Origin of the sequence: Lactococcus cremoris subsp. cremoris NBRC 100676 (genome assembly GCF_001591705.1) — a bacterium.
GTDB classification, from domain to species: domain Bacteria; phylum Bacillota; class Bacilli; order Lactobacillales; family Streptococcaceae; genus Lactococcus; species Lactococcus cremoris.
This window is the reverse complement of sequence record NZ_BCVK01000023.1, coordinates 1-25878: the sequence shown is the minus strand read 5'-3', so window position 1 is coordinate 25878 and position 25878 is coordinate 1. Positions and strand designations below refer to the sequence as shown.

Sequence of the window (25878 nt, the reverse complement as noted above, 5' to 3'; positions counted from 1 at the left end):
AGGGAGGAAAAACAATGCTAGATTACAAAATAGGCTCAATTGTCGAAATGAAAAAACCTCATGCCTGTACAGTCAAAGCAACTGGAAAAAAAGCCAATGCTTGGGAAATTACAAGGCTTGGGGCTGATATCAAAATTAAATGTACAAACTGCAACCATGAAGTGATGATGAGTCGTTTTAACTTCAATAAAAAAATAAAAAAAGTGCTCAAGTGAGCACTTTTTAATTATAAACTGATTTGAGATTAAACTTGAGATATTTAAGGAGCCAAAAATATAGTAATTTTGTGAATCGCCAAATAAATGGACTAACAAGAACCATCAGTGAACAAGCGATAATCGCAATTACCCAGTAAGGCCAATTAAAACCTGTTGCCCCTGTTACGTTTCCAAAGGTAATATGAGGGTTATGAGTAAGGACAGCAAATATCATGATAAATGGGGCAAGGAATAAGGCTAGGACAATCGCATAAAAAGCTAAAAGGATTAGAGCAGTAGCAATAATCAACCAAACCCCAAGGACAAAGTTGAAAAATAGCAAACCAAAGCCAGCAAAAAGATTGATATGTTTTTTTCGTTTTTGAGGTTCGATTCCTTTTGCAAAAGCCAATAAATCTGAATCATATAATTCTGCTAAGGCAATTAACGTTTCAAGATTTGGTTCAGTTTTGTTAGATTCCCAACGGGAAATCGCTTGACGACTAAAGTATAGTTCTTTTGCGACTTCCTCTTGAGTGAGGTTTTTAGAAAGACGAGCTTTCTGTAGATTTTCTCCGAGCATTTTATCTCCTTTAAACACGACTATTTTAATTTAGTGATTTGTTTCTGATTTAATTATCAACTAAAGCGAAGCTAAAAGCAAGAACAGAAGTGGAATTTTAGGGTAACATTTTGTGGCAATCCTTTAAACTAAAGGGATTCTACAATAACATTTCTTGTTTACAACTACTATGTAAACTTGTAAACGTAGTGATTATCTGGTATTTTCTGAGCCATTATTGTCTTTTTGAGCGATTTACAGTATAATTAGTACTAATTAATCTTAATTTTGGAGAATATAAAACATGGCTTTAACAGCAGGTATCGTTGGTTTACCAAACGTTGGGAAATCAACACTTTTTAATGCAATTACAAAAGCAGGCGCAGAAGCTGCAAACTATCCTTTCGCAACAATTGACCCAAATGTCGGGATGGTAGAGGTACCAGATGAGCGTTTGAATAAGTTAACAGAGTTGATTAAACCTAAAAAAACTGTTCCAACAACTTTTGAATTTACTGATATTGCAGGGATTGTAAAAGGAGCTTCTCGAGGAGAAGGTTTGGGAAATAAATTCCTGGCTAATATTCGTGAAGTAGATGCAATTATTCACGTTGTTCGAGCTTTTGATGATGAAAATGTTATGCGTGAAAATAATCGTGAAGATGCCTTTATTGACCCAATGGCTGATATTGAAACGATTAACCTAGAATTAATTTTGGCCGATTTAGAATCAGTCAATAAACGTTATGCGCGTGTAGAAAAAATTGCTCGCACAGCAAAAGATAAAGATGCGGTCGCAGAATTTAATGTTTTGAAAAAACTCAAACCTGTTCTTGAAGACGGAAAATCAGCGCGAACAATTGACTTTGATGAAGATGAAACAAAGGCTCTTAAAAGTTTATTCTTGTTGACAAGTAAACCAGTTCTTTATGTGGCCAATGTTTCAGAAGATGAAGTTGGCGAACCTGATAACATTGAGTATGTGAAACAAATTCGTGATTTTGCGGCGACTGAAAATGCTGAAGTTGCTGTAATCTCTGCTCGTGTTGAGGAAGAAATCTCAGAGTTGGAAGATGATGAAAAAGCAGAATTTTTGGAAGCAATTGGTTTAAAAGAATCTGGTGTTGATATGTTGACTCGTGCAGCTTATCACCTTCTTGGTCTGGCGACTTACTTTACAGCTGGAGAAAAAGAAGTGCGTGCATGGACCTTCAAACGTGGAATGAAAGCTCCACAAATGGCAGGAATTATCCATACAGACTTTGAAAAAGGCTTTATCCGTGCAGTGACCATGTCTTATGATGATTTGCTTAAATACGGCTCAGAGAAAGCGGTACGTGAAGCAGGTCGTTTGCGTGAAGAAGGAAAAGAATATGTTGGTCAAGATGGCGACATTATGGAATTCCGTTTCAACGTGTAAACCTTGTAAATGAAATGATGAAATGCACCGAATTGGTGCATTTTTGCAACCTAAAAATGCTTGAGTCAAACAAAAAAATGCGATAGTCTTAAAGCATGAAAGGAAGGCAACATGGAAATATCCGAAATAATCAAAGAAAATCGTAAACTCAAAAATCTCAGTCAGGAAGAGTTAGCAAAGGAACTACACATCTCTCGTCAATCTATCTCAAAATGGGAGACAGGAAAATCACTTCCCACCACAGACCAACTTATCTTACTCAGTGAAATTTTCGATTGTTCTTTGGACACGTTGCTCAAAGGTGACAAAAAAATGGAAGAAAAAGTAAAACATGAAATTGATGACAAACGGACCTTAAAGTTAATTTATAAGGTTGGTTGGGGTTTTATTGTTCCCTTACTTTTTATTTTGAAATTTGTTTTACATTTGTTTTGATAATAATTAACGACTCGATAGAAATATTGGGTCTTTTTGTTCGCTATAAAATACCGTACCTCGCTTAATATTACAATAATTGAAAAAACAAAACTTTTTATTGACATGAAGGTTACGTAAGAGTATAACTATAAGAAAACGGAAACATTTTCTGTTAAGAAGGAGGTGTAATAATGTAAATAGAAGTTTACACGCGCTCAAATTAGCGCAAAAAAAAATGATGAATAAAATTATTATCCCATCAATTTGATTAAGTGAATATAACAAATAAAGATGAAGTTAATTTGAAAAATTTTCTATTCAAATAGTCAGGCTTTATATCGGCTATATAACCCAAATGCAAAAGTTGGTTCACACTTTTATACAACGAGTCTGGCAGAAAAGAATAGTCTTGTAAAATCAGGATGGAAATATGAAGGAGTGGCATGGTATGGTCTTAGCTAAAAATAAAAAAATAATGATTTCAACAATTTCGTTAGTAATTTTGAGCCTTGTTTGTTTCAAAGAAAATCTACCTGCTCAGGCATCAACAAAGTCATTAGATACAGGTGAAAGTTTTACTGAAGTTTACAATAAGGACAATGGTTTTTATTTAAATAGCCCTTTTTATGATATTTCAAAGGTTTCAAAAAGTTTTTATGTTGGGGAAAGTGGGACTATTAATCAAGTTAAAGTTTTGCCGATTTATAATATGACGCCAAAAAGTTCTGTGAATTTTTATCAAAATACAGCAACTAATAATCTTATTGGGGCAACCTTACCCTCGCTATTCACGGGAGCAATAGCTTTAACACAAGCTGGTCAATATACTGCTCAAAAAGCTGGAACAGCTACAGTTGCATTGACTTATATGCTGTCTAGTGATTTCAAAAAAGAATTACTTAGTAAATATCCGGATGCTTGGACAAATATTGCACCTGCTAGCTATGGTTCTCCTGACTTTATGTATGCAAAATATAGCAATCAAACTTTCTATGTAACAATCAAGGAACATACCGTCCCACTCTATCGCATGTATAATCCTAACTCAGGGGAACATTTTTATACTGAAAATTCCTTTGAGCGTGATTCATTGGTGAAGGCAGGCTGGAACTATGAAGGAGTCGCAGAAGAATCTCCAATAAAGACAGTCTATAATCAAGCAGTTTATCGTGTTTATAATCCGAATGCTGGGGACCATTTTTATACTGAAAATAAAGCAGAAGTAGCTCATCTGGTTTCTCTAGGTTGGCGTGCCGAGGGTATAGCTTTTTATTCAAGTACATCGAATGAAACTCCTATTTATCGTCTCTATAATCCCAATGCGACAGTAGGAACACATTTTTATACTCAAAGTTCAGTTGAACGTGACTCTCTTGTGAGAGCAGGTTGGCACTATGAAGGAACGGCTTGGTATGGTGGATAATTACTGTAGAGTGATTGCTATAGATAGAGCAAACGTAAAAGACTCAATAGAAATATTGAGTCTTTTTTTTGCTCCTCTAGGTAAATAAACATGTTATAATAAACTTAATTGCTGATTTTTATGAATCGGCCTTTTGGCTTTTATTAGATAAAATAAGGAAAAGAAAATAAGAGAAAATGACAAAAATGATTGTTGGCTTGGGAAATCCAGGCGATAAATATGAAAAAACGAAGCATAACATGGGCTTTAGGGCACTTGATTTACTGGCAAATGAGCTAAATGTAGATTTTAAAGAGGAAAAACCTTTTATGTCGCTTGTCGCGTCAACATTTGTGAATGGTGAAAAATTGTTTCTCGTGAAACCTTTGACTTTCATGAATGAATCTGGTCGTGCGGTGGCACCACTTTTGAAATATTATAATATAGATGAGGCAGATTTAACGGTCATGCATGATGATTTGGATTCACCAGTTGGGCGCGTGCGTCTAAGACAAAAAGGTTCATCAGGTGGTCAAAATGGGATAAAATCAGTCATTACACATGTGGGAAGTCAAACTTTTAACCGTGTAAAAATTGGGATTGGCCGTCCAAAACATGGGATGACAGTTGTGAATCATGTACTCTCTGGTTTTGACAATGAAGATAAGGAAATCGCTCAAGATGGAATTTTCAAAGCTGTTGATGCAATGAAATTCTATCTTGAAAATGGTGATTTTCAAAAGACAATGAATAAATTTAACTAAATGAATATTATTGAATTTTTTGACCAAAATTGGCAACTACAAAAATGGCAACAAGGTTTTTTAAAGCGTGAGCGAACTTTACTGACAGGATTGTCAGGAACAGCAAAGAGCTTAGTGATGGCAAATGCTTATGAAAATGTTGCTGAGAAATACATTATTGTTACTGACAGCCAGTTTCATGCGAATGAACTTTATGATGAACTGTCAACTTTGCTTGGTGAAGAAAAAGTTTTTCAATTTTTTTCTGATGATAACATCTACGCAGAGTTCGCACTTGCATCTAAAGATCGAGTTGCTTATCGACTTGAGGCACTTAATTTCCTACTTGACGAAAAGTCAACAGGATTTTTGGTTGTGCCATTTTTGGCATTACGGAGCTATTTACCAAGTCCCGAAAACTTTTTAGAAAATTATCTTTTACTGACCTCTGGAGATGAATATGACTTATCAAATTTAGTTAATTTATTATCAAATGCTGGTTATGAAAAGACACAACGCGTGATGACGCCGGGTGAATTTTCAATGCGAGGAGATATCGTTGATATTTATCCTTTGGACGCGGAAAATCCAGTCCGTTTAGAGTTTTTTGGTGATGAAGTTGATACGATTCGTTCATTTGATGTAGAGAGTCAACGTTCACTGACAAGTCTTGAGCGTTTGGAAATCTATCCGGCTAGTGATTTTATTTTGACTGACAATGAGTTTGATAAGGGTGCAAAATCACTGACAGAAATGACAAATTTGCTGACAGACCCGTCAGCAAAATCATATATGGAAGAAGTGATTTCGGCAGCTCAAAATCACTATTATCACAAAGACTTACGAAAATTTGCCGAGTATTTTTATGATAAAAAAACTTCACTTTTAAATTATTTTCCAAAAAATGTTCAAATATTTATTGATGATTTTCAAAAAGTAAATGAAATTAATAATAAGTTAGAAATGGAATTAGCAGATTTCATTTTATCTGAAAAAGCAATGGAAAGAGGTTTTGAAGGGCAGACTTATTTGCTAGATACAATGGCAAAAGTTAGAAATTATAAGCCTGCTACCTTCTTTTCAAATTTTCAAAAAGGACTTGGAAATCTCAGATTTGAACAACTTTATAATTTCAAACAACATTCAATGCAACAATTTTTCGGTCAATTAGAACTTTTTTACACTGAAGTTGAACGATTTATTAAGCAAGAGTTTACAGTTGTTTTAGCTGTATCATCAGAAAAGCTCCGTAAATCACTCCATGAATTAGATTTAAGTTTACAAGAGGTTGACAGAGAATCTATTCAAGTGGGTAAAGTCAATCTGATTGATTTGCAGCTGTCCAATGGTTTTAATTTTCTTGATGAAAAATTAGTCGTCATGACTGAGCATGAAATATTTGGCAAAATGCGTAAGAAAAAGGCACGCAAGCTAAATATTACAAATGCTGAAAGACTCAAAGATTACAATGAACTCGCGGTTGGTGATTTTGTTGTCCATAAAAATCATGGGATTGGGAAATATTTAGGTTTACAAACGCTTGAAGTCGGAGGAATGCATCGTGACTATCTGACCATTCAATATCAAAATGGGGATACAATTTCTGTTCCAGTTGACCACTTAGATTTACTCAGTAAGTATACAGCTGGTGAAGGAAAAAGCCCTAAAATCAACAAATTGAATGATGGGCGCTGGCGTAAAACCATGTCTTCTGTTAGTAAACAAGTGGAAGATATTTCGGATGATTTGATTAAGCTTTATGCTGAACGTCAGGCGAAAAAAGGTTTTGCCTTCTCACCAGACGATGCAAGTCAAGAAGAATTTGATTCTGGTTTTTCATATGTTGAAACGGAAGACCAAATCCGTTCGATCAATGAAATTAAGCATGATATGGAACTTGAACGCCCAATGGATCGTTTGTTAGTCGGTGACGTTGGTTTTGGTAAGACAGAAGTTGCGATGCGAGCAGCTTTCAAAGCTATAAATGATGGGAAACAAGTTGCAGTCCTTGTGCCAACAACAGTCCTTGCTGAACAGCATTTCAATAATTTTACCGAACGTTTTATTAACTTTGGAGTGAATGTTGAGGTTCTCAGTCGTTTTCAAACCAAAACACAACAAACTGAAATTCTAGCTAAATTGAAAAAAGGACGAGTTGATTTAATTATTGGAACCCACCGTTTGCTTTCTAAAGATGTTGAATTTTTTGATTTAGGTTTGATGATTATTGATGAAGAACAACGTTTTGGAGTTAAGCATAAAGAGCGTCTGAAAGAATTGAAAACTCAAGTTGATGTTTTGACATTGACAGCAACACCTATTCCTAGGACACTCCATATGTCAATGCTTGGAATTCGTGATTTGTCAGTTATTGAAACACCACCAACCAACCGTTATCCTGTTCAAACCTATGTCATGGAAACAAACTACGGTGTGGTTCGTGATGCCATTTTGAGAGAAATCTCTCGTGGTGGACAGGTTTATTATGTTTACAATAGAGTTGACACTATTGAGCAAAAGGTTTCACAATTAGAAGAATTAATCCCCGAAGCTAGAATTGGCTTTATACATGGTCAAATGACCGAGGTACAGCTGGAAAATACTTTACTTGCCTTTATTGCTGGCGATTATGATGTACTTGTTGCAACAACAATCATTGAAACAGGTGTTGATATTCCAAATTCTAATACACTTTTCATCGAAAATGCGGATATGATGGGCTTGTCACAACTTTATCAACTGCGCGGTCGTGTGGGACGTTCAAATCGGGTGGCTTATGCTTACTTTATGTATCGACCTGAAAAGATATTATCAGAAGTTTCGGAAAAACGTTTAGAAGCAATTATAGGCTTTACTGAATTAGGTTCAGGTTTCAAGATTGCTATGCGTGATTTGTCTATCCGTGGGGCTGGTAATTTACTTGGGAGTGAACAATCAGGATTTATTGATTCTGTCGGTTTTGATTTGTATTCACAACTCTTAGAAGAGGCTATTCATACCAAACTTGGCACAAGTAAGCAAAAACGGACCTCAAATGTGGAAATTTCTTTGGAATTGGATGCCTTTATTCCTGCCTATTACATCTCTGATGAACGTCAAAAAATTGAAATTTATAAACGAATTCGTCAGATTGATAGTCGTGAGATTTATGAAGAACTACAAGAAGAATTGGTTGACCGTTTTGGAGAATATCCAGATGAAGTCGCTTATCTTCTCGAAATTGGTTTATTGAAACATTTTGCTGACAATGCTCTAGTCGAAAAAATTGAGAAATCTCGATTTGAAATAACTGTCACTTTAGAAAAAGTAGCTAATACAACCTATGATCCACAAGATTATTTTAAGGCTTTGGCCAAAACAAGCATGAAAGCTTCTGTCGGTGAAAAATATGGCAAAATGACTTTCCGCTTGAAAATAGAAAATAGAAATTCCGTTGTGCTTTTGAGTGAGATAATGAATTTTGTAGAAGAATTATCAACAATAAGAGATAGTTATGATAAAGTTCGCTAATTATTTTTCCTTTTTATAATTATGATATTGGGATAATCAGTCATTTTTTCCCAAATCTGAAGCATTTGTCATTAATTTTAGATTATCTGGTGAGGCTTGCTGGCCTTATTGAGAACAATTCTTTTTCCCTTTCACTTATAACAGGAGATATTAGAGTAAACCTGCCGAAAGTTTAAAACTTAAGGGCTAAAAATAGTAAATAAAATGAACTGATAAATCTGTCAGTAAAATAATAAAGTTCTGTCATTACTGATAGAGCTTTATTATTATAAATAAAGGCATTTTCAAACAAAATGAAATATGTTATAATCTATCCATGAGATTAGATAAGTTTTTAAAAGTTTCGCGCTTGATTAAACGTCGTCCAGTTGCGAAAGAAGTTGCCGACAAAGGTCGGATTAAAATTAATGGAAAGTTAGCGAAATCTTCGTCCGATGTAAAATTCAATGATACGATTGAAATCCGTTTTGGAAATAAAATCGTTGAAGTTCGAGTGACTGAATTAAAAGAATTTACACGTAAAGAGGATGCTGATAAAATGTATGAACTCATCAGTGAAACACGGATAACAGAAGAAATAGAATGATTATCATCACAAAGTGGATTGGAGGGTGTCATGGCAAAACAAGTGATTCAACTAAATAATAAATATAGTCAAAATCAGAAAAAAAGAAATCTAACAGTAGTACCAAAAAGAAAACATTTGGGACTTATTTTGATTGTGGCAATCTTACTTTTCAGTCTAACAAGTATGAGTTTGATAAAATCATATGAAACTTTGCATAAGCAAGTCGCTTTAGAACAAAATGCAAAGAAACAATATGAAAGTCTTTCTAAAGAAGTAACAATAAAAAAAGAAGAAATCAATAAACTGCAAGACCCTAACTATCTGCAAAAATTTGCTCGTAGTGATGGGCAAGAATATTCTCAAAGTGACGAAAAAGTTTTCACTACCGACAGTCCTTTAATTGGAAATAACGGGTCAAATTAATGATTGGACAAGTTGAAAATATTACAAGATTTGGACTTTTTGTAAAAATTTCTGCTGATGAACTTACTGACGAAATCAAAAAAAGTACTGACAAAACTGTCAGTAAAAATAGTGGGCTTTTGCGTTGGTCACAGTTTCCAAAGAATCATCCAAAAGTTCAAATTGGTGATTTGATTGGTGTTGAAGTTTTCAAGGTACATGAAGATGGAAAAATCGATTTAAACTACCAAGAAAAAAATTTCAAAAATGTCTATGCTGAATTTTTGGAAAGTAGTCAGCAAAGAATTACAGAGCTTGAACAAAAAAATCGCGAATTAAACTAAATAACTTTCTTACTTTTAGAAAGTTATTTAGTTTCTTCTTTGATTATTCTATTGACTAAAAATAGCACCTATTTTATGAAAAATTCTAGGAATTAAAAAGATAAAGATTACAACAGAAATTATTCTATGGAATGAATAAGATGTTGGGCAAGGTTTTAATCATGCAAAAACAAAGAATAAAAATTAATAGCGGGGTAGCCTTGGTGATGCTTTTGATGATCATTCCGGGCTTTTTTGCTTTCCCGCAATCAAGATATTTTGCTGACAAAGCGGTCAGCAAACCTAAAAATATTGTCGTAGCAGATAAAGTTACAGAAAAAGAAACTTGGGACTCAATTCCTCCAAGAGCCGTGGCTCTTCAAGACCTAGAACTCTATGAAGATGAACAATTGACAAAATCTGTAGGAAAGCTTTCCGCTAAAACGCAGTTAGATATTTCAGAAATTGCTGGGAAAGCTTTTAAACTCAAGGATGGAAAATATATTTTAGCTGACAAGAAAAATATTATCTCAGATGTCACTATTTCTCGGGAAAATACAAATAGAACTATCTATACTAATAAAAGTGTCAACGTATTTTACAATCCAGTAACCACTTACGATAACCAAGTAATGACAAGGCTGAATGGGACACATCAAATTTTGGCGGACAAAATTGCTAAAACTAACTGGGGAACTTATTATGAAATTTCATTGGAGAGTGGTCAAAAAGGTTGGGTTTCAGAAGATGATATTTCCTTAGAAAATCCTAAAATACAGCAAGTTCAAACCCTACTAAATAAAAAATATAATGATAAAAAATATTCAATTTATGTAAAAGAACTTAATGACAAGTTTACAGCTGGTGTAAATCAAAATCAAGAAATGTATTCAGCAAGTCTTTCTAAAATTCCAATTCTTTATTGGACTCAGAAAAGGCTCAATGAAGGATTGGCTTCTCTTGATGACAAACTTTTGTATACACCAGCCATTAATACTTTTTATGGAAGTTACAAACCAGAAGGGACAGGAAACTTGCCAAAGACAGCAGACAATAAATATTATAGTCTGCAAGACATCATAAATAGAACGGCAAAACTTTCAGATAATGTAGGAAGTAACATGCTTGCTTACTATGAAATCCAAGAATTTAATCCAAATTATCAAAAAGAAATCAACAAAATTGCTGGACAAGAATGGAATCCAAAAGAACGAAATGCTTCTGCTCAGATGGTTGGTAAAATGCTAGAAGCGCTTTATAATGAGGGAGGAGCTTCATTTAATGCTCTATTTGATACTGATTTTGATGATGTAAAAATCAAAGCAGCTATTCCTAAAAATGTTCCAGTAGCACATAAAATAGGTGGTGCGGATACAGATAATCACGATGCAGCCATTATCTTTACAAGTGAGCCCTACCTTTTGGTCATTGAAACAAATGGTGGAAGTGATGATGAAATAAAGAATATTTCACAAGATGTTTATGGAGTTATGAAATGACACCAGCTCAACTTAAATTTCTAAAAATAGTAACTAAAGAAAAATACTTTGCGGAAAATTCGAAAATTTTACTGGCTTTATCAGGCGGTAAAGACTCAATGACCCTCTTTAATTGGCTCTATGAGCTTAGAGCAAAGCTCCATATAGAATTGGGAATAGCTCACATTAATCATGGCTTACGACCCGAATCAGACTTTGAAGAACAATCCTTACGTAAAATGGCCAGTGACCTAGAGATTCCAATTTTTGTTGACAGGTTTACAGGAGAGTTTACAGAGCAAAAAGCTCGGGAGTTTCGCTACCACTTTTTTGAAAAAATAATGATAGCTGAAAATTATGATGTTCTTCTGACTGCACACCATCAAGGCGATGTCGTTGAAACTGTATTAATGCGTCAAATTACTGGGCGTCCTTTGAGAAGTTTACAGGGAATTGCTGACTGCCAACCCTTTGCTAAGAGACAATTAATTCGTCCATTACTCAAATTTACAAAAGAAGAGCTTGATGCGGCGGTCTTTTATGAAGATTCGACCAATCAAGGAGTAGATTATTTTAGAAATAGAATACGTAATCAGCTTATTCCTGAATTAACAAAAGAAAATCCGCAATTTTCTCAGGCAATCAGTGATTTAAGCTCAGAAATAAAAATGGCCTTAACAGTGATTAATCAAAGAATTTCGGAACTTGAAATTATTGATGAAAAAATCTCTTATCACAAATTTATTTCTCAAACAAAAGAATTACAGCACTTCATTTTACAAGCATTTTTTGCTCAGTACCCAGAAATAAAAGTAAGTAAGAAAAAATTTGAAGAAATCTTACATATTATCAGACGTCCACAACAATATTCTGCTCAATTGAATAAAGATTTTCAGTTCGTGAAGACCAAAGATCACTTTTATATTGAAAAAAGGAAGTTAATCACAGCTTCACTCGAAATTTTAAGTGAAAATCCTAACGATACAAGTTTTATGGAAGTATACTTACCTTTAGAAGGACAATTAGAAATTCGTAAGCGACAACCTGGTGATCAAATATTGATTAATGGTCACCATAAAAAATTACGAAAGTTTTTTATTGACAATCATGTTCCCTTACAAGCTCGTGAGAACCCTCTCATCTTTGTCGAAAAAAAACTTTACGCAATCGTCGGAGTCGCATGCTCTGATTTGAGTAAAGCGCTCAAAAATGATAAAATTAGAAGAATATTATGGGTCAAACCCAGTATAGGAGAGGAAATCAACGATGCTCGAAAAAAATCTTGATAAGGCCATTGAAAAAGTACTAGTTTCAGAAGAAGAAATTATTGAAAAATCCAAAGAACTTGGAGAAATATTAACAAAAGAATACGAAGGGAAAAATCCTTTAGTTTTAGGGATTCTTCGTGGGTCAGTTCCTTTCTTAGCTGAACTAATCAAACATATTGATTGTCATCTTGAAACTGATTTTATGACCGTATCAAGCTATCACGGAGGAACAAAATCTTCTGGTGAAGTAAAATTGATTTTAGACGTTGATACAGCGGTTAAAGGTCGTGAAATCTTGATTGTTGAAGATATTATCGACACAGGTCGCACTTTAAAATATCTAAAAGAACTTTTGGAACATCGTGGAGCAAATGTAAAAATTGTTACGCTTCTTGATAAACCAGAAGGAAGAATTGTTGAAATTAAACCAGATTATTCAGGATTTACCATTCCAAATGAATTTGTTGTTGGCTTTGGTTTGGACTACGAAGAAAACTACCGTAACCTCCCATATGTTGGGGTTTTGAAGCCTGAGGTTTATAGTAAATAATTCATTGATTTAAGTAGGTTAAAAATTTTCTCAGACTAAAGTATGAAAAAATCTCTGACCAATACTTACTATTAGCATTCCAAAAGGAAATATGCTATAACTAGGTATAGCTGTTATTGATTAGCTTGTATCCTTTATTACCAGTGATACTAAGAAGTAAATTCTTGGCTTTTCTAATAATAAATAAACAAAAGATAAGGAAAATATGAATAACAACAAACAACCAAGACAAGGAAATTTTGTAAAAAATATCTTAATGTGGGTTATATTGGCTATTGTTGTTGTTGTCGGTTTCAATTTCTTCTTCAGTAGTAATCAATCAGGAGTGGATAAAATTAGCTATTCACAATTGATGACTAAACTTGATGATAATAATATTGAAAACGTCACAATGCAACCATCAGATAGCTTAATTACTGTAACAGGTGAGTATAAAAAACCTGTAAAGGTAAAAGGAACAAACAATTTCCCACTTTTAGGTAATACTACAAGTGAAGTTAAAAACTTCCAAGCTTATATTATTCCAACTGACAGTGTTGTCAAAGATATCCAAAATGCAGCTAAAAGTAATGATGTAAAACTTAGTGTCGTTCAAGCGTCATCAAGTGGTATGTGGGTTCAAATTCTCTCATATATCATCCCAATGATTTTATTTGTTGGTATCTTCTGGCTCATGATGGGTGGAATGGGCGCTCGTGGCGGAGGCGGCGGTGGAAATCCGATGTCCTTCGGTAAATCTCGTGCTAAACAACAAGATGGTAAAACATCAAAAGTTCGTTTTGCTGATGTTGCCGGTTCTGAAGAGGAAAAACAAGAGCTTGTTGAAGTTGTTGACTTCCTTAAAAATCCGAAAAAATATCACGATTTAGGTGCTCGTATCCCAGCAGGTGTTCTCCTTGAAGGCCCTCCGGGTACAGGGAAAACTTTGCTTGCTAAGGCTGTTGCTGGTGAAGCAGGAGTTCCTTTCTATAGTATCTCAGGTTCTGATTTCGTTGAAATGTTTGTCGGAGTCGGGGCTTCACGTGTTCGTGATTTATTCGAAAATGCGAAGAAAACTGCTCCATCAATCATTTTCATCGATGAAATTGATGCTGTTGGTCGCCAACGTGGTGCAGGTTTAGGTGGGGGTAATGATGAACGTGAACAAACCCTCAACCAATTGCTTGTTGAAATGGATGGATTCCAAGACGATGGAAACTCAGTAATCGTTATCGCTGCAACTAACCGTTCAGATGTGCTTGACCCAGCGCTTTTACGTCCAGGTCGTTTTGACCGTAAAGTCTTGGTCGGAGCACCAGATGTTAAAGGTCGTGAAGCTGTCCTTAAAGTTCATGCTAAAAACAAACCTTTAGCAAGTGATGTTGATTTACACACTGTTGCTACACAAACTCCTGGTTATGTCGGAGCTGATTTGGAAAATGTTTTGAATGAAGCTGCTCTTGTTGCTGCACGTCAAAATAAAAAAGAAATCAATGCTGCTGATATTGATGAAGGAATGGACCGTGCAATGGCTGGTCCTGCTAAGAAAGATCGTATTCAATCAATGCGTGAGCGTGAAATCGTGGCTTATCACGAAGCAGGTCATGCTATTGTTGGTCTCGTTCTTGAAAATGGATCTACTGTTCGTAAAGTTACCGTTGTCCCTCGTGGACGTATCGGTGGTTACATGCTAGCTCTTCCAGATGAAGAAATCATGCAACCAACTAATCTTCATCTTCAAGACCAACTTGCCAGCCTTATGGGTGGACGACTTGGTGAAGAAATTGTCTTTGGTGTAGCTACTCCAGGTGCATCAAATGACATTGAAAAAGCAACACACATTGCTCGTTCAATGGTAACTGAATATGGGATGTCTAAGAAACTTGGTATGGTATCTTATGAAGGAGACCATCAAGTATTTATCGGCCGTGACTATGGTCAGACTAAGACTTACTCAGAAGCTACTGCTGTTATGATTGATGATGAAGTGCGTCGTATTCTTGGTGAAGCTTATGACCGTGCTAAAGAAGCAATTGAAACACATCGTGAACAACATAAAGCAATTGCGCAAGCTCTGCTTAAATACGAAACGCTCGATGCGAAACAAATCATGTCGCTCTTTACAACAGGTAAAATGCCTGATGAAGCAGCTGCATTAGAAGTACCAGAACCAAAAACATTTGAAGAATCTCTCAAAGATGCAAATGCGAATGTTGATGATTTTTCAAACATTAATATCTATAATGGTGAAGAAAAAACAGATTCTAAACCAGAAGAAAATAAGGAAAAATCAGAAGATGAAACAGCCAATTAAGGCTGTTTTTCTTTTTTTTATGCTTTAGAATAATTCATTTAGTTTATTCTTGACAAAAAATATTATTTTGATATAATTAAATAGTTGTCGTTTGAGACGACTGACTTTCTTATTATGAATTAAATATATTATTTTGAAAAGTTAACACAGTTTATTCTTGACAAAAAAATATAAAAGTGTATAATAGAAAAGTACTGTTTGAGACAGCACAACAATATATGGTCCGTTGGTCAAGGGGTTAAGACACCGCCTTTTCACGGCGGTAACACGGGTTCGAATCCCGTACGGACTATATCTGGAGGATTACCCAAGTCCGGCTGAAGGGAACGGTCTTGAAAACCGTCAGGCGTGTAAAAGCGTGCGTGGGTTCGAATCCCACATCCTCCTTTTTAATTATCGCGGGATGGAGCAGCTAGGTAGCTCGTCGGGCTCATAACCCGAAGGTCATAGGTTCAAATCCTATTCCCGCAATTAAAGGCTCGGTAGCTCAGTTGGTAGAGCAATGGATTGAAGCTCCATGTGTCGGCGGTTCGATTCCGTCTCGCGCCATTCCTTATTTAGCGGATGTAGTTTAATGGTAGAACCCCAGCCTTCCAAGCTGGCTACGCGAGTTCGATTCTCGTCATCCGCTTAACTTAATATTTTGGGAGTTTAGCTCAGTTGGTTAGAGCACTGTGTTGATAACGCAGGGGTCCCAGGTTCGAATCCTGGAATTCCCATATTTGGTATTAATTGCATAGGAGATATACCTGTTCCCATGTCGAACACAGAAGTCAAGTCCTATTGCGCTGGAAGTACTTGGGGGTTGCCCCCTGGGAGATAAAGACGATGCCAAGTTTACATTGCGGATTAGCTCAGTTGGTAGTAGCGCATGACTGTTAATCATGATGTCGTCAGTTCGAGTCTGACATCCGCAGTAACTAAGTCACCTAAGGGTGACTTTTTTTATTTTATAAATTTCATTAATAAATCTTGGCACGTCCTTTTGTGTCAGGATTTTTATTTACAGTCTTATTGGTAGCGGTTACAATATAATTATATTAGTTACTATGTAAAGGAGTCTGAAATGACTGATACTGTAAGCTTAAAAGTACGAGTTCAAAAACTTGGTACTGCATTATCTAATATGGTAATGCCCAATATTCCTGTTTTAATTGCCTGGGGGGTGTTGACGATGTTCTTCATTCCTGATGGTTTTACACCTAATAAAACTTTTGCAGCGATGGTTAGTCCCATGCTTGCTTTTCTTATTCCCTTAATGATTGGTTATACCGGTGGGAAAAATATTTATGAGCACCGTGGAGGAGTAGTTGGTGCGATTGCAACCTTTGGTTCAATAATTGCGACAGCTAGTATTTCTGTAGGTGGTCTGAATGCTAAAGGAAATGTTCCTATGATTTTAGGAGCGATGATATTAGGACCTTTTGGCGCTTGGTTAATAAAAAAATTTGATGAATATATTCAACCACATATTAAAGCGGGCCTTGAAATGCTTATAAATAACTTTTCAGCAGGCTTAGTGGGATTTGGTTTATCTCTTTTTGCTGTTAAAGTGGTTGGCCCACTTGTGGCTTGGCTAACAGATGTGATGGGACATGGCGTAGACTTTTTAATCTCTAACCATTTAATTCCTCTTGCTAATCTTTTTATTGAGCCAGCAAAAATTTTATTTTTAAATAATGCAATCAATCAGGGAATCTTATCACCTTTAGGAATTCAACAGGTTTCTGAAAATGGGAAATCGCTTCTATTTTTATTGGAAGCTAATCCCGGTCCAGGGCTTGGAATTCTGATTGCCTTTATGCTTTTTGGTAAGGGTTCAGCTAAAGCAACAGCACCTGGTGCGATTTTAATTCAATTTGTTGGTGGAATCCATGAAATTTACTTTCCTTATGTCATGATGAAACCTGCTCTCTTTTTTGCCGTCATGGCTGGCGGGGTGTCTGGAACTTTAACAAATAACTTATTAGGTTCTGGTCTTGCAGCTCCTGCTTCACCTGGTTCGATTATTGCAATCACGGGAATGGCATCTGGTAAATCAGTGGGAGGCTTTGCAAATGTTCTTTGCGTCTGGGCAGGGATTGCTGTAGCAGCAATTGTCTCTTTTCTTGTAGCAGCCTTCATTTTAAAACGAGATAAATCGATGATTGATGATTCTGCTTTTGAAAATGCCAAAGTAGGAGTAGCTACTGATAAGGCTGTCAGTAAGGGACAAGACTCTGTCAGCAATATTGTTACTGACAGAGTCGATTTTTCTGCGATTAAACACATCATTTTTGCTTGTGATGCGGGAATGGGTTCATCGGCCATGGGTGCTTCTATTTTGAGAAATAAAGTCAAAAAAGCTGGTTTGGGGCAAGATGTTACGAATGTCGCCATTGCTAACTTAAAAGCCGGTTTTGACACAATTGTCGTCACACAAGAGGAACTTGCGCCACGAGCTGCGACAATGGCTCCTGATGCTCATAGATATTCAGTGGCTAATTTCCTTAACTCACCTCGTTACGATGAAATTATCAGTAATCTAATGAATACTGACGAAGCTGTCAGTGAACCTATCATTGCTGACGACTTGGTCAGTAGAGAAGAGATAGATTTGAATCAAATTGATGAAGTTGTTTTCGCTCATGATGGTTTACACATTGGTTCAAGTACTATGGGCAAAGAAACCTTACAGGCAATTTTTAGCAGACATGATGTCAAGATTCCTATTTCTGATGTTGAATTTATTGGATTAGGCGCATTTAATGCTAAAAACATCATGATTGTTACAAAAGAAGAATTCACGACAGTAGCAAAACAGAAAGCTCCAAATGCTCAACATCTTTCCGTTGAGTCTTTGATTACTACTCCAGAATACATCAATATGGTAAATCGAATGAACAAATAAAAAATCGATTGATTAGCTGATTAGTGAATAAGTAGAAATCAAAACAAAAAGGAATATTTATGTTTTTAACAAGTCGTGAGCAAAAATTAATCCATACATTTTTGAAACGTGGAACGCTTACGATACCAGAAATGATGGAAATAACAGGAACAAGTCGCAGAACCCTTTATCGCGATTTAAATAACTTACAAAAATCTTTACCAGAAGAGATAAGTTTACAAACTTCTGAGGAAGGATATTTTATAAAAGGAGATATAAAGCAACTTTCTCAAGCTCATGAACTAGTAGAATATACGATGACTGAGCGCTTGTACGGCGAGATACTTTTATTGATTGAAAATAAAGCATCCATTTTTTCATTAACTGATTATTTTGGTATTAGTCAGCCAACGGTCACGAATGATTTGAGACAATTAGAACAGACCTTACTTGAAAATGAAATTTCATTAATAAGGGAGCGGGGCCTAAAGATTGAGGGATTAGAAGAGAATATTCGGTCAGTATTTGTGGCTGCAATATATAATTCTGCATCGCTTCAAGAATTGATTAGTAATCAACTTTCAGACAATAAACTTTTAAGTATCTTGGACTTAGATAAATTTAAGCAAGCTTATGATGCTTTTGAATCCCTAATCTTGCCAGAAGATATGACAGATAAAGTGAGAGTGCTGATGGAACTCTTTCTTGTAACAACTCTAATCCGGATAGACGAGGGACATTTCATCACAAGTGAGAGTCTTAGTAGTCCAAGCAAAGGAGCGCTGAACTTTGTTAATAAATTACTGACAGCTCTGTCAGTAACAAAATTTGTTGTATCTGAAATTACTTATCTTGCTTCGGTCTATGAAATTTTATATTTTGGATTTGGCCGAGAATTATTATTTATGGAAAAATTTGATACAGATTTCTCCTATAAAATTCGTCAGATTATTGATCGAGTTTCCACAAAACTTGAGATTGAATTTGGAAAAGACGACCGATTATATGGTTTGCTTTACGCTCATCTCAAAGAATCAGAGATGTTACCCATTCTTTTTCCTAAAAAAGAAAATGATTTTATCAAAAAAATTAAGAAAGATAATCCAGAAATTTATAAAGCCGTCAATGAATCATTGAAGTTGATTTTTGATAAAAATTTTTCAGAAATGGAAATCACTTTTGTAACCCTTCATTTTGTTTCAACCTTGGAAAGAAGTGACCTTGTTTTACCATTGCGTTCAGCACTCGTAAGTAATCTTGGACGGATTTCATGTGAATTTGTCATGAGTAATTTAAGGAAAAATTTTCCATTCTTAAAAAAAATAGACCTCATTCAAAATTCTGTGAAAGTTGTCAAATCCCAATATGATGTTATTTTTACTACTGAGAAGGAGTTTGATTATCTTTATATCAATCCAATGTTAGATCAAAAAAATCTGGATGATACTCGTCATCAATTAAGACATATTCAACAAAAATCGCGAACGCTAACTATTGATTCAAAAGAGCAAAGAAACTTTTTAAATCTTAATGACTTATTTACGACTGGTAATGAAATTTTAAGCACTTTTGAAATTAAGACACTTTCAAACCAGCCAAATTTGAGCGATACTGTAAAACAAATCGCTAAAACTGTAAACGAAGATGATGGAGAATTAGCAGAACTAATAGAAGAAAGATTTCGGGAGACACATCTGGCAATTCCTGAAACCAATATTGCTCTTTTTCATGCAGTTCATTCATCGATTTCAAGTCCACTATGCAAGATTTATGAGCTAAGTCAGGAAATTGAGGGGATGGCAATGGACCATCAAATGATAAAAATTAATCGTGTTTTACTACTTTTGGCACCTCCAGAAGTACCAGAATATGTTTCATATTTACTCGGAAAACTTTCAAGTTCGATTATTGAAAATAAGCTTTATACAAGAATATATGATTCCGGTAACTATGAAATTGTTAGTGAGTTGCTAAGGGAAATAATCATAGAAGCTGTTAAACAGTATGGTGATTAGGTTTACGACGTGTGTAAACCTAGTAAACTAAGAAAGGTGAAGAAAAATGGAAATCCAAAAAGATCTTATTAAAATCAATCAAAATTTTTCAAATAAGGAAGAAGCAATTAATTATTGTGGAAAATTGTTGGTTGATGGAGGATACGTCAACTCAAATTATGTTTCAGCGATGCTTGATAGAGATAAAGAATTATCGGTTTATATGGGTAATTTTATTGCGATTCCTCATGGGACGGATTCAGCAAAAAAAGAAGTTTTAAAAACAGGAGTCATAATTGTCCAAGTTCCTCGAGGAGTAAATTTTGGAACAGAAGAAAATCCGAAACTAGCAACGATGCTTTTTGGAATCGCAGGAATAGAAGATGAGCATCTTGACCTCATTCAAAAAATTTCAATTTTTTGTGCTGACGTTGACAATGTTGTAAAGATGGCTGATGCTCAATCAGTTGAGGAGATTGCAAAATACTTTGAAAATTAATCAATAAAATCAAAAAAATGGCACAACTTTTGGTGCCATTTTTTATATTTACCACCACAATGTAAAAGCTTACAATTGCTTATTTAAAGGGATTTTAGAAGATTCTATTTGAACTTTTTACTATCTAAATAAAGGAGCAGTAAGTAAGATGAAAAAAGCAGTACATTTTGGTGCAGGAAATATTGGTCGTGGTTTTATTGGGGAAATTCTAAGTAAAAATGGCTTTGAGATTTACTTCGTTGACACGAATAAGGCGATAATTGATGAACTTAATACTCGTCATTCTTATGAAATTGGTATCGCAAGTAGTAGTCCTGAAAAAATTTTTGTTTCAGGACTATTTGGGATTAACAATGGTGAAAATCCTGAGGATGTAATTGAGGCAATTGCTCAAGCTGATATAGTAACGACAGCAATTGGACCAAATATTTTGCCTTATATTGCTGAGCTCGTTGCCAAAGGTATTCAAAAACGTAAAGAAGAGAATAAGCAAGTCCAAATAGATATTATTGCTTGTGAAAATATGATTGGGGGCTCAGAGTTTTTAGAAAAGAAGGTGGCTGAATATTTATCAGACTCTGATAAAGTTTACCTTGCAAACTACATAGGGTTTCCCAATGCTGCCGTTGACCGCATTGTACCTGGTCAAAAGCATGAAGATCTTCTTTATGTTGAAGTAGAGCCCTTTTGTGAGTGGGTGATTGACGAGAGTCAGATAAAAAATAAAAGTTTTAAACTTGAAGGCGTTCATTATGCCAATAATCTTGAACCTTTCATAGAGCGTAAACTTTTCTCTGTAAACTCAGGACACGCTACAGTCGCTTATTCTAGCGCATATAAAGGTTATAAAACAATTTTGGAAGGTTTACAGCACAAAGAGATTTTAAGTGCTTTAAAGGGTGTACAGAAAGAAACACGCGCTTTACTTTTAGCCAAATGGCCCCAATATTTTACGGAAGAAGATTTGATGAGCTATCATCAAATGATTATCTCTCGCTTTGCTAATCCAAAAATTATTGATGAGGTGACGCGGGTTGCACGAACACCTATTCGAAAGTTAGGTTATGACGAACGCTTTATTCGCCCTATTCGTGAATTAAATGAACGTGGTCTCTCTTATCAAAATCATTTAGATATTGTTGGAAAAATTTTTGCTTACCAGGATGAAAATGATAGTCAGTCAGTTCAACTTCAAGAAAAGCTTAGCACAATGGATCTTCAAAGGCTTATTGAAGAAGTCACTGGCCTATCAAATAAAAAAATAATTTTGGAAATCGAACTAGTGATTAAGAAATATAAAAATGACAGCAAGTAGACAGAGAATATTTTATCGATGGATTTTCTGACTTGAAATTTAACCGCTTTCTCTTGAAAAAAAAGATAAAAAGTGTTATTATAGAACCATAGAAAAAGCACTGGAATGTGCGAGCTCTTTCATTTTTTTGACCGACTATATTTGTATTGCATAGGGGTTCATGAGACATTCGGTAGCGTAATACCTCGAACGAAAGTAGGGGAAGCTGATGCGAAGCGAGAACACCCACCTAGCGTTTTAGCGGGTTCAATACACGGAGGAGCACACGGCATTCAATCAGTGTTTTTTTGTGTACTCGTAAAACCTCAAAAACCTGTAAAAATTTTTTAATAGGTTCTTTGAAAAAATGATGTCCACCAAATCTCAGTAAATTTATATAATAAAAAATAGTAATTTTCGTCAGATAAGAGGCTGTATATCACTGATATGCGGCTTTTTTTGGTTCTTGTAATAAAATAATTTTGCTCTTCCTATGGGTGAGAGATTTTGATTTCAGAAAAGATATCGCAGTTATTTTTATAACTGTATTTCTGAAAAAATCGCTATAAAAAAACGGGAAAAGAGACTTTAACCGTTTTTTTTTACTTTTAAATAGGATGAAATCAATTTTCTCAGTTTTGTCCCCTTCTATACAAAAATTGAAAAAACAAGCATGAAAGTTAATAGAATTTATGAACAATATAATCAATAATTTCTTGATTTTCTGTTAGTTGGTCATGCTGTGCATTACTTCCACTAACTATTTTTTCACTATAGCTGTCGATTTCTTTTTTATATATTTTACTACTTGAAAGTGAACTAGTCAGAGGAACAACGCCATCACTGTTATCTTTATAATTTCCGGCAATTGAAATCATTTTCAAGTTATGTGGGATTTTTTCTCTTTTATTTACCATCCATTTTAACATATCTGTTTCAGTTAATGATGCTCTATCTGGATAAGGATTTGCTTTTGGATCGAGGTAATTATATGGTGTTCCTAGTGTAATAAGGTTTTTCATTTGTGAGGTTGGCTTTTGCGCTTCTTTTTCCAAGAAAATCGTCCAAACTAATCCTCCATTAGAATGTCCTAATGCATTATAAGCTTTGAAGGAATAGAGTTGATGGGCCTTTTTCATTGCTATTTCAGTCCATTCTGCTTGTTTGTCTACTCCTTTTTCGGAACTATCTGAGAAACTAATTACAATAAAAGGATTATTAGATTTTTTAGTCAACGAAGATGTATATTGTGTAGTACCATCGGTCTTAACATTAATTTTCAGGACATCTCTTTTTCCGACTTTCTTCATCAATTTATTCATGAAGCTATCAAATCGATCCCCGTTTGCTCCAGTTCCAGGAATTAGTATGAAAGGAACTTGGTTTTGAGCCGTTTTTTGTTCAGATTTGTATTTTATAGAGCCATAAGATAGTATCAGTGATAAAACAAGCACTAGTATCATCGTAATAATGATTATTTTTTTGTGTTTTATTTTTTCTACCTCTATTCATTTATAATATTAATATCATACAATTTTTTGATGTAAGCTTCTAATTTTAAGATTACATTTAATTATTTTTCACAAATTACTTCAAGAGCCTTAAAATTTTATGAAATCTATTGTATACATACTTGTATTATACGGCTTTTTAAAAAGGATGTCTAATTGTGTGATAATATCTAAAAATTTCGTAAGGTAGCTTAGTGTATCAGCTATTAATTTGAATTTCCTTAGACTCATCATTCCAATATTAACTTGATTATTTATGCAAGTTTTTCTTGGAAGTAGTAAAATATTAGGATATAATCAAAGTATGAGAAAAACAGATAGAGGTACTCTTGCTTATGGTGCCGAGGTGAGAAGCGAGAAAAATAATAGGTAATCTGAACTTATCACTTTATCAGAAATAGTAAATTTTGCTGACGGCTGTAAAGAAGCCTAACAAACGTTTAAAGACTTGAAAGATAACAAAAATGAGAGTGATAAATGAACTAAGAAGAATTGAAGACTCTTCTATAAATAATGATTGAGAACCCCAAAAAGAGGTTATAGAAGCTTTGAAAGGCTAGGCGGTTAATTGTGAGCAGTTGGATACCTGACTTAGGTTCACATCTTATATATTTTTAAGTATTTTGAAAAAAGGAGAATAAAATGGGATTAATTTTAAAACGGGAGGAAATTGTTTCATTTCTAAAAGAAAAAGCAGTCTTTGATGGAACAGAAAAAATTATTTGGGCAAATATAAGTTCAGCACAGGGGGCCTATGTGGTAGTTGTATTCAATAAATCGGGAATTTTAACATTACCAATCACTCCAATGGGGAAAATAGAAGGAGATATAATCATTATTCCTCAAGAAGAGATACAATCGGTCACTTTTAAGAAAGGTTTACTTGCTTATAAAATGGTTGTGACTACTAAAGATAACGAAGTTCCTGATTTTAGAGTCAATAAAACAATGATAGGGTATGGTGCGCAGAAAAAAGAACTAGGCTCACTTTTAGAAAAATATAAATAAACTTACAGACTACTTGTTTGGAAATCACAAAACGAATTACAGCTTTTGGACCTACTATGATTTTCATCACCGAACCCTCTTTTGGAAAACGGTTAATGTTTGTCATAACAGGATAAAAATTATTAATCTCAGTAAAAATCAAATTTAAGAAATGAGTTTATTTGAAAGTGTTAGAAAAAATTAAATTAACAACCGGAGTGATAAATAAATTTATTATCATTTATATGTTTATTGGTGGTATATTGGGCGGGGTGTTGGGTTATTTTTTTGTAAAATTTATTTTGAAGTTTTAAGAATTCGTTACCCAGTCCTAGAATTTAGGAATACAAAATAAAAAGCGCTTGGGCGCGTGAAAATGAAAAATTAGGTGTTCCCAGTCACTAAAAACTGGGAGGGAGTATTTTATGAAAAAAATTATATTGTCTAGTTTTGCTGTTTTTTCTATCCTATTACTTTCGGCATGCTCAACTAATCAAGCACTTAAGCCCGAAAGTTCTAGTTCGAAAATATCGCAGAATGATAACAGCAAATATGATTCAGTCATTTCAGATTTAAAGTCAGAACTTGCAGATAAAAGCGAATATAAATGGGTGTTTAAAATTGAACACAATATCACTAATGCTGATATTTCTAAGGGAGTTATGATTAATATAGCTCCTGAAAAATATGATGATTCAAAAGAATTGAAAAATACTTATATTGATTAGGGTTGGGGGACAAGCAATCTAAAAATAAAATTATTTTACTTCAAAAGTTAGTCTCAAAGGCTGCAAAAAAACTCCCTGATGATAATTCTGAAATTACGTTAGGCTTTAAAAGTGAACAAGAAAGAAAGGGAGTTGTTCCCATTGCCCGCTCGGTAAAATCTATGGATGCAGTTCCTATACATGAATAATTCAGGCTTTAGATATAAACTAATAAGGAAATGAGCTATGAAATTTTTAATTTTAATCGATAGAATTTATTCAAAAATAATGATATTCTTCTTACTGTTGTCCATACCCTTTACTGCATTTTCAATATATCTTTACTTGAACTTACCGAATATCATACCTGTCCAATTTGGACTAAGGTTTGAGCCTAGTAACTGGGGAAACAAAGCAACTATATTTATATTTCCATTAATTTTTTTGATTCTACCAACTTTTATGTCAAGAAAATCAATATCTTCACAAGAAAAATTATTAACAAGGAGTGCATCAGCGGAAATAATTACTATAGTTATACTGACTTTCTTGCTAATTATGATGATAGGAGTTTACTATCTTTATTTCAGGATGTTATAATATAATTCACTAAATAAATTTTATGCCAATATCTGTCAGTGCTTAACAAGTATATTAGCAGGTATACCCCAAAGTCAAGCTGATTAAAACCCGATTTTACAAAAGAGAAAGAATTTATATCATGAGAAAAGGTGACATCATCATATTATCTGATGGACAGAAAGCTACTGTTATATTTGGTGATGAATCAAATTATCAATATAGTTGTATCGTAAAATTAGAAGATGGGCAATTAATGGTTGTTGAAGAAAAAAATATTTCTCTGCCTTCGTTAAATTAATTCC

General features: G+C 34.5%; 24 protein-coding genes, 7 tRNA genes and 1 rRNA gene. 30 read left to right on the top strand and 2 right to left on the bottom strand.

What is annotated here, in order from left to right; translation table 11 throughout:
* Window positions 1-14: 14 nt before the first annotated feature.
* The gene (locus tag LLA01S_RS05620) at window positions 15-215 is read left to right on the top strand and encodes a DUF951 domain-containing protein (RefSeq protein ID WP_061777966.1); all 201 of its coding nucleotides are present in this window, start codon (window positions 15-17) and stop codon (window positions 213-215) included.
* Window positions 216-222: 7 nt separating this feature from the next.
* Here LLA01S_RS05620 and LLA01S_RS05615 read toward each other — a convergent pair whose 3' ends face one another.
* Window positions 223-780 carry a helix-turn-helix domain-containing protein gene (locus LLA01S_RS05615; RefSeq protein ID WP_011675083.1) on the bottom strand — a complete coding sequence of 186 codons (558 nt, stop codon included), beginning with the start codon at window positions 778-780 and terminating at the stop codon, window positions 223-225.
* A gap of 283 nt (window positions 781-1063) precedes the next feature.
* Here LLA01S_RS05615 and ychF point away from each other — a divergent pair, with 283 nt between their 5' ends.
* The 25 genes from ychF (at window position 1064) to LLA01S_RS05495 (ending at window position 21810) form a co-directional block, all read left to right on the top strand.
* A complete protein-coding gene (gene ychF, locus LLA01S_RS05610; RefSeq protein WP_061777965.1) occupies window positions 1064-2179 on the top strand; it encodes a redox-regulated ATPase YchF in 1116 nt (371 codons plus the stop codon).
* 111 nt (window positions 2180-2290) lie between these two features.
* Entirely contained in the window at window positions 2291-2614 is a 324-nt protein-coding gene (locus LLA01S_RS05605) for a helix-turn-helix domain-containing protein (protein WP_011834125.1), read from the top strand.
* A gap of 291 nt (window positions 2615-2905) precedes the next feature.
* The gene (locus tag LLA01S_RS13115) at window positions 2906-3058 is read left to right on the top strand and encodes a hypothetical protein (RefSeq protein ID WP_219616998.1); all 153 of its coding nucleotides are present in this window, start codon (window positions 2906-2908) and stop codon (window positions 3056-3058) included.
* Window positions 3027-4019: a cell surface protein gene (locus LLA01S_RS05600; protein ID WP_228763828.1), complete on the top strand. Its 993-nt coding sequence runs from the start codon at window positions 3027-3029 to the stop codon at window positions 4017-4019. Before LLA01S_RS13115 ends, LLA01S_RS05600 begins: the two co-directional genes overlap by 32 nt.
* Window positions 4020-4195: 176 nt before the next feature.
* Window positions 4196-4762, top strand: a complete 567-nt coding sequence (gene pth, locus LLA01S_RS12620; RefSeq protein WP_061777964.1) for an aminoacyl-tRNA hydrolase — start codon at window positions 4196-4198, stop codon at window positions 4760-4762.
* A complete protein-coding gene (mfd, locus tag LLA01S_RS05590) occupies window positions 4763-8251 on the top strand; it encodes a transcription-repair coupling factor (RefSeq protein WP_061777963.1) in 3489 nt (1162 codons plus the stop codon). It abuts the gene before it with no gap.
* Between the two features lie 316 nt (window positions 8252-8567).
* The gene (locus LLA01S_RS05585) at window positions 8568-8837 is read left to right on the top strand and encodes an RNA-binding S4 domain-containing protein (RefSeq protein WP_011675089.1); all 270 of its coding nucleotides are present in this window, start codon (window positions 8568-8570) and stop codon (window positions 8835-8837) included.
* Window positions 8838-8867: 30 nt separating this feature from the next.
* Window positions 8868-9242 (top strand): septum formation initiator family protein, encoded by a 375-nt coding sequence (locus LLA01S_RS05580; RefSeq protein WP_021165758.1) that lies wholly within the window; start codon window positions 8868-8870, stop codon window positions 9240-9242.
* Window positions 9242-9565 carry a S1 domain-containing protein gene (locus LLA01S_RS05575; protein ID WP_011675091.1) on the top strand — a complete coding sequence of 108 codons (324 nt, stop codon included), beginning with the start codon at window positions 9242-9244 and terminating at the stop codon, window positions 9563-9565. The genes LLA01S_RS05580 and LLA01S_RS05575 overlap by 1 nt, the downstream gene beginning before the upstream one ends.
* A gap of 140 nt (window positions 9566-9705) precedes the next feature.
* Complete coding sequence (locus tag LLA01S_RS05570) at window positions 9706-11043, top strand: serine hydrolase (protein ID WP_021165759.1); 1338 nt, start codon at window positions 9706-9708, stop codon at window positions 11041-11043.
* Window positions 11040-12308, top strand: coding sequence for a tRNA lysidine(34) synthetase TilS (gene tilS / locus LLA01S_RS05565; RefSeq protein WP_061777962.1), 1269 nt, complete (start codon window positions 11040-11042; stop codon window positions 12306-12308). Before LLA01S_RS05570 ends, tilS begins: the two co-directional genes overlap by 4 nt.
* On the top strand, window positions 12289-12840 hold the full coding sequence (gene hpt / locus LLA01S_RS05560; protein WP_011675094.1) for a hypoxanthine phosphoribosyltransferase: 552 nt from the start codon (window positions 12289-12291) through the stop codon (window positions 12838-12840). The genes tilS and hpt overlap by 20 nt, the downstream gene beginning before the upstream one ends.
* 205 nt (window positions 12841-13045) lie before the next feature.
* Window positions 13046-15133: an ATP-dependent zinc metalloprotease FtsH gene (ftsH, locus tag LLA01S_RS05555; protein ID WP_061777961.1), complete on the top strand. Its 2088-nt coding sequence runs from the start codon at window positions 13046-13048 to the stop codon at window positions 15131-15133.
* Window positions 15134-15353: 220 nt separating this feature from the next.
* Window positions 15354-15425, top strand: a tRNA-Glu gene (locus LLA01S_RS05550).
* A gap of 5 nt (window positions 15426-15430) precedes the next feature.
* Window positions 15431-15520, top strand: a tRNA-Ser gene (locus LLA01S_RS05545).
* A 10-nt stretch (window positions 15521-15530) separates the two neighbouring features.
* A tRNA-Met gene (locus LLA01S_RS05540) sits at window positions 15531-15604 on the top strand.
* A 5-nt stretch (window positions 15605-15609) separates the two neighbouring features.
* Window positions 15610-15682, top strand: a tRNA-Phe gene (locus LLA01S_RS05535).
* Between the two features lie 11 nt (window positions 15683-15693).
* Window positions 15694-15764 (top strand) — tRNA-Gly (locus tag LLA01S_RS05530).
* Window positions 15765-15778: 14 nt separating this feature from the next.
* A tRNA-Ile gene (locus tag LLA01S_RS05525) sits at window positions 15779-15852 on the top strand.
* Between the two features lie 2 nt (window positions 15853-15854).
* A 5S ribosomal RNA gene (gene rrf / locus LLA01S_RS05520) occupies window positions 15855-15970 on the top strand.
* Window positions 15971-15976: 6 nt separating this feature from the next.
* Window positions 15977-16050 (top strand) — tRNA-Asn (locus LLA01S_RS05515).
* Between the two features lie 149 nt (window positions 16051-16199).
* Window positions 16200-18023 carry a PTS mannitol transporter subunit IIBC gene (locus LLA01S_RS05510; RefSeq protein WP_061777960.1) on the top strand — a complete coding sequence of 608 codons (1824 nt, stop codon included), beginning with the start codon at window positions 16200-16202 and terminating at the stop codon, window positions 18021-18023.
* Window positions 18024-18082: 59 nt separating this feature from the next.
* Window positions 18083-20017 carry a BglG family transcription antiterminator gene (locus LLA01S_RS05505; protein ID WP_061777959.1) on the top strand — a complete coding sequence of 645 codons (1935 nt, stop codon included), beginning with the start codon at window positions 18083-18085 and terminating at the stop codon, window positions 20015-20017.
* Between the two features lie 46 nt (window positions 20018-20063).
* Window positions 20064-20495, top strand: coding sequence for a PTS mannitol transporter subunit IIA (locus LLA01S_RS05500; protein ID WP_061777958.1), 432 nt, complete (start codon window positions 20064-20066; stop codon window positions 20493-20495).
* Between the two features lie 148 nt (window positions 20496-20643).
* Window positions 20644-21810: a mannitol-1-phosphate 5-dehydrogenase gene (locus LLA01S_RS05495; RefSeq protein ID WP_061777957.1), complete on the top strand. Its 1167-nt coding sequence runs from the start codon at window positions 20644-20646 to the stop codon at window positions 21808-21810.
* A 659-nt stretch (window positions 21811-22469) separates the two neighbouring features.
* Here the strand turns inward: LLA01S_RS05495 and LLA01S_RS05480 are convergent.
* Window positions 22470-23252 (bottom strand): alpha/beta hydrolase, encoded by a 783-nt coding sequence (locus LLA01S_RS05480; protein ID WP_174519539.1) that lies wholly within the window; start codon window positions 23250-23252, stop codon window positions 22470-22472.
* A gap of 690 nt (window positions 23253-23942) precedes the next feature.
* On the opposite strand from LLA01S_RS05480, the gene LLA01S_RS05475 reads away from it, so the two are divergent.
* The 4 genes from LLA01S_RS05475 to LLA01S_RS05460 all read left to right on the top strand — a co-directional run bounded on the left by LLA01S_RS05475 (window position 23943) and on the right by LLA01S_RS05460 (window position 25874).
* Window positions 23943-24308, top strand: coding sequence for a hypothetical protein (locus LLA01S_RS05475; protein WP_021211008.1), 366 nt, complete (start codon window positions 23943-23945; stop codon window positions 24306-24308).
* 404 nt (window positions 24309-24712) lie between these two features.
* On the top strand, window positions 24713-25015 hold the full coding sequence (locus tag LLA01S_RS13110; protein WP_011675104.1) for a hypothetical protein: 303 nt from the start codon (window positions 24713-24715) through the stop codon (window positions 25013-25015).
* Between the two features lie 225 nt (window positions 25016-25240).
* Window positions 25241-25594: a DUF1648 domain-containing protein gene (locus tag LLA01S_RS05465; protein WP_011675105.1), complete on the top strand. Its 354-nt coding sequence runs from the start codon at window positions 25241-25243 to the stop codon at window positions 25592-25594.
* Between the two features lie 121 nt (window positions 25595-25715).
* Window positions 25716-25874: a hypothetical protein gene (locus LLA01S_RS05460; RefSeq protein WP_011675106.1), complete on the top strand. Its 159-nt coding sequence runs from the start codon at window positions 25716-25718 to the stop codon at window positions 25872-25874.
* The last annotated feature ends 4 nt before the right edge of the window (window positions 25875-25878 follow it).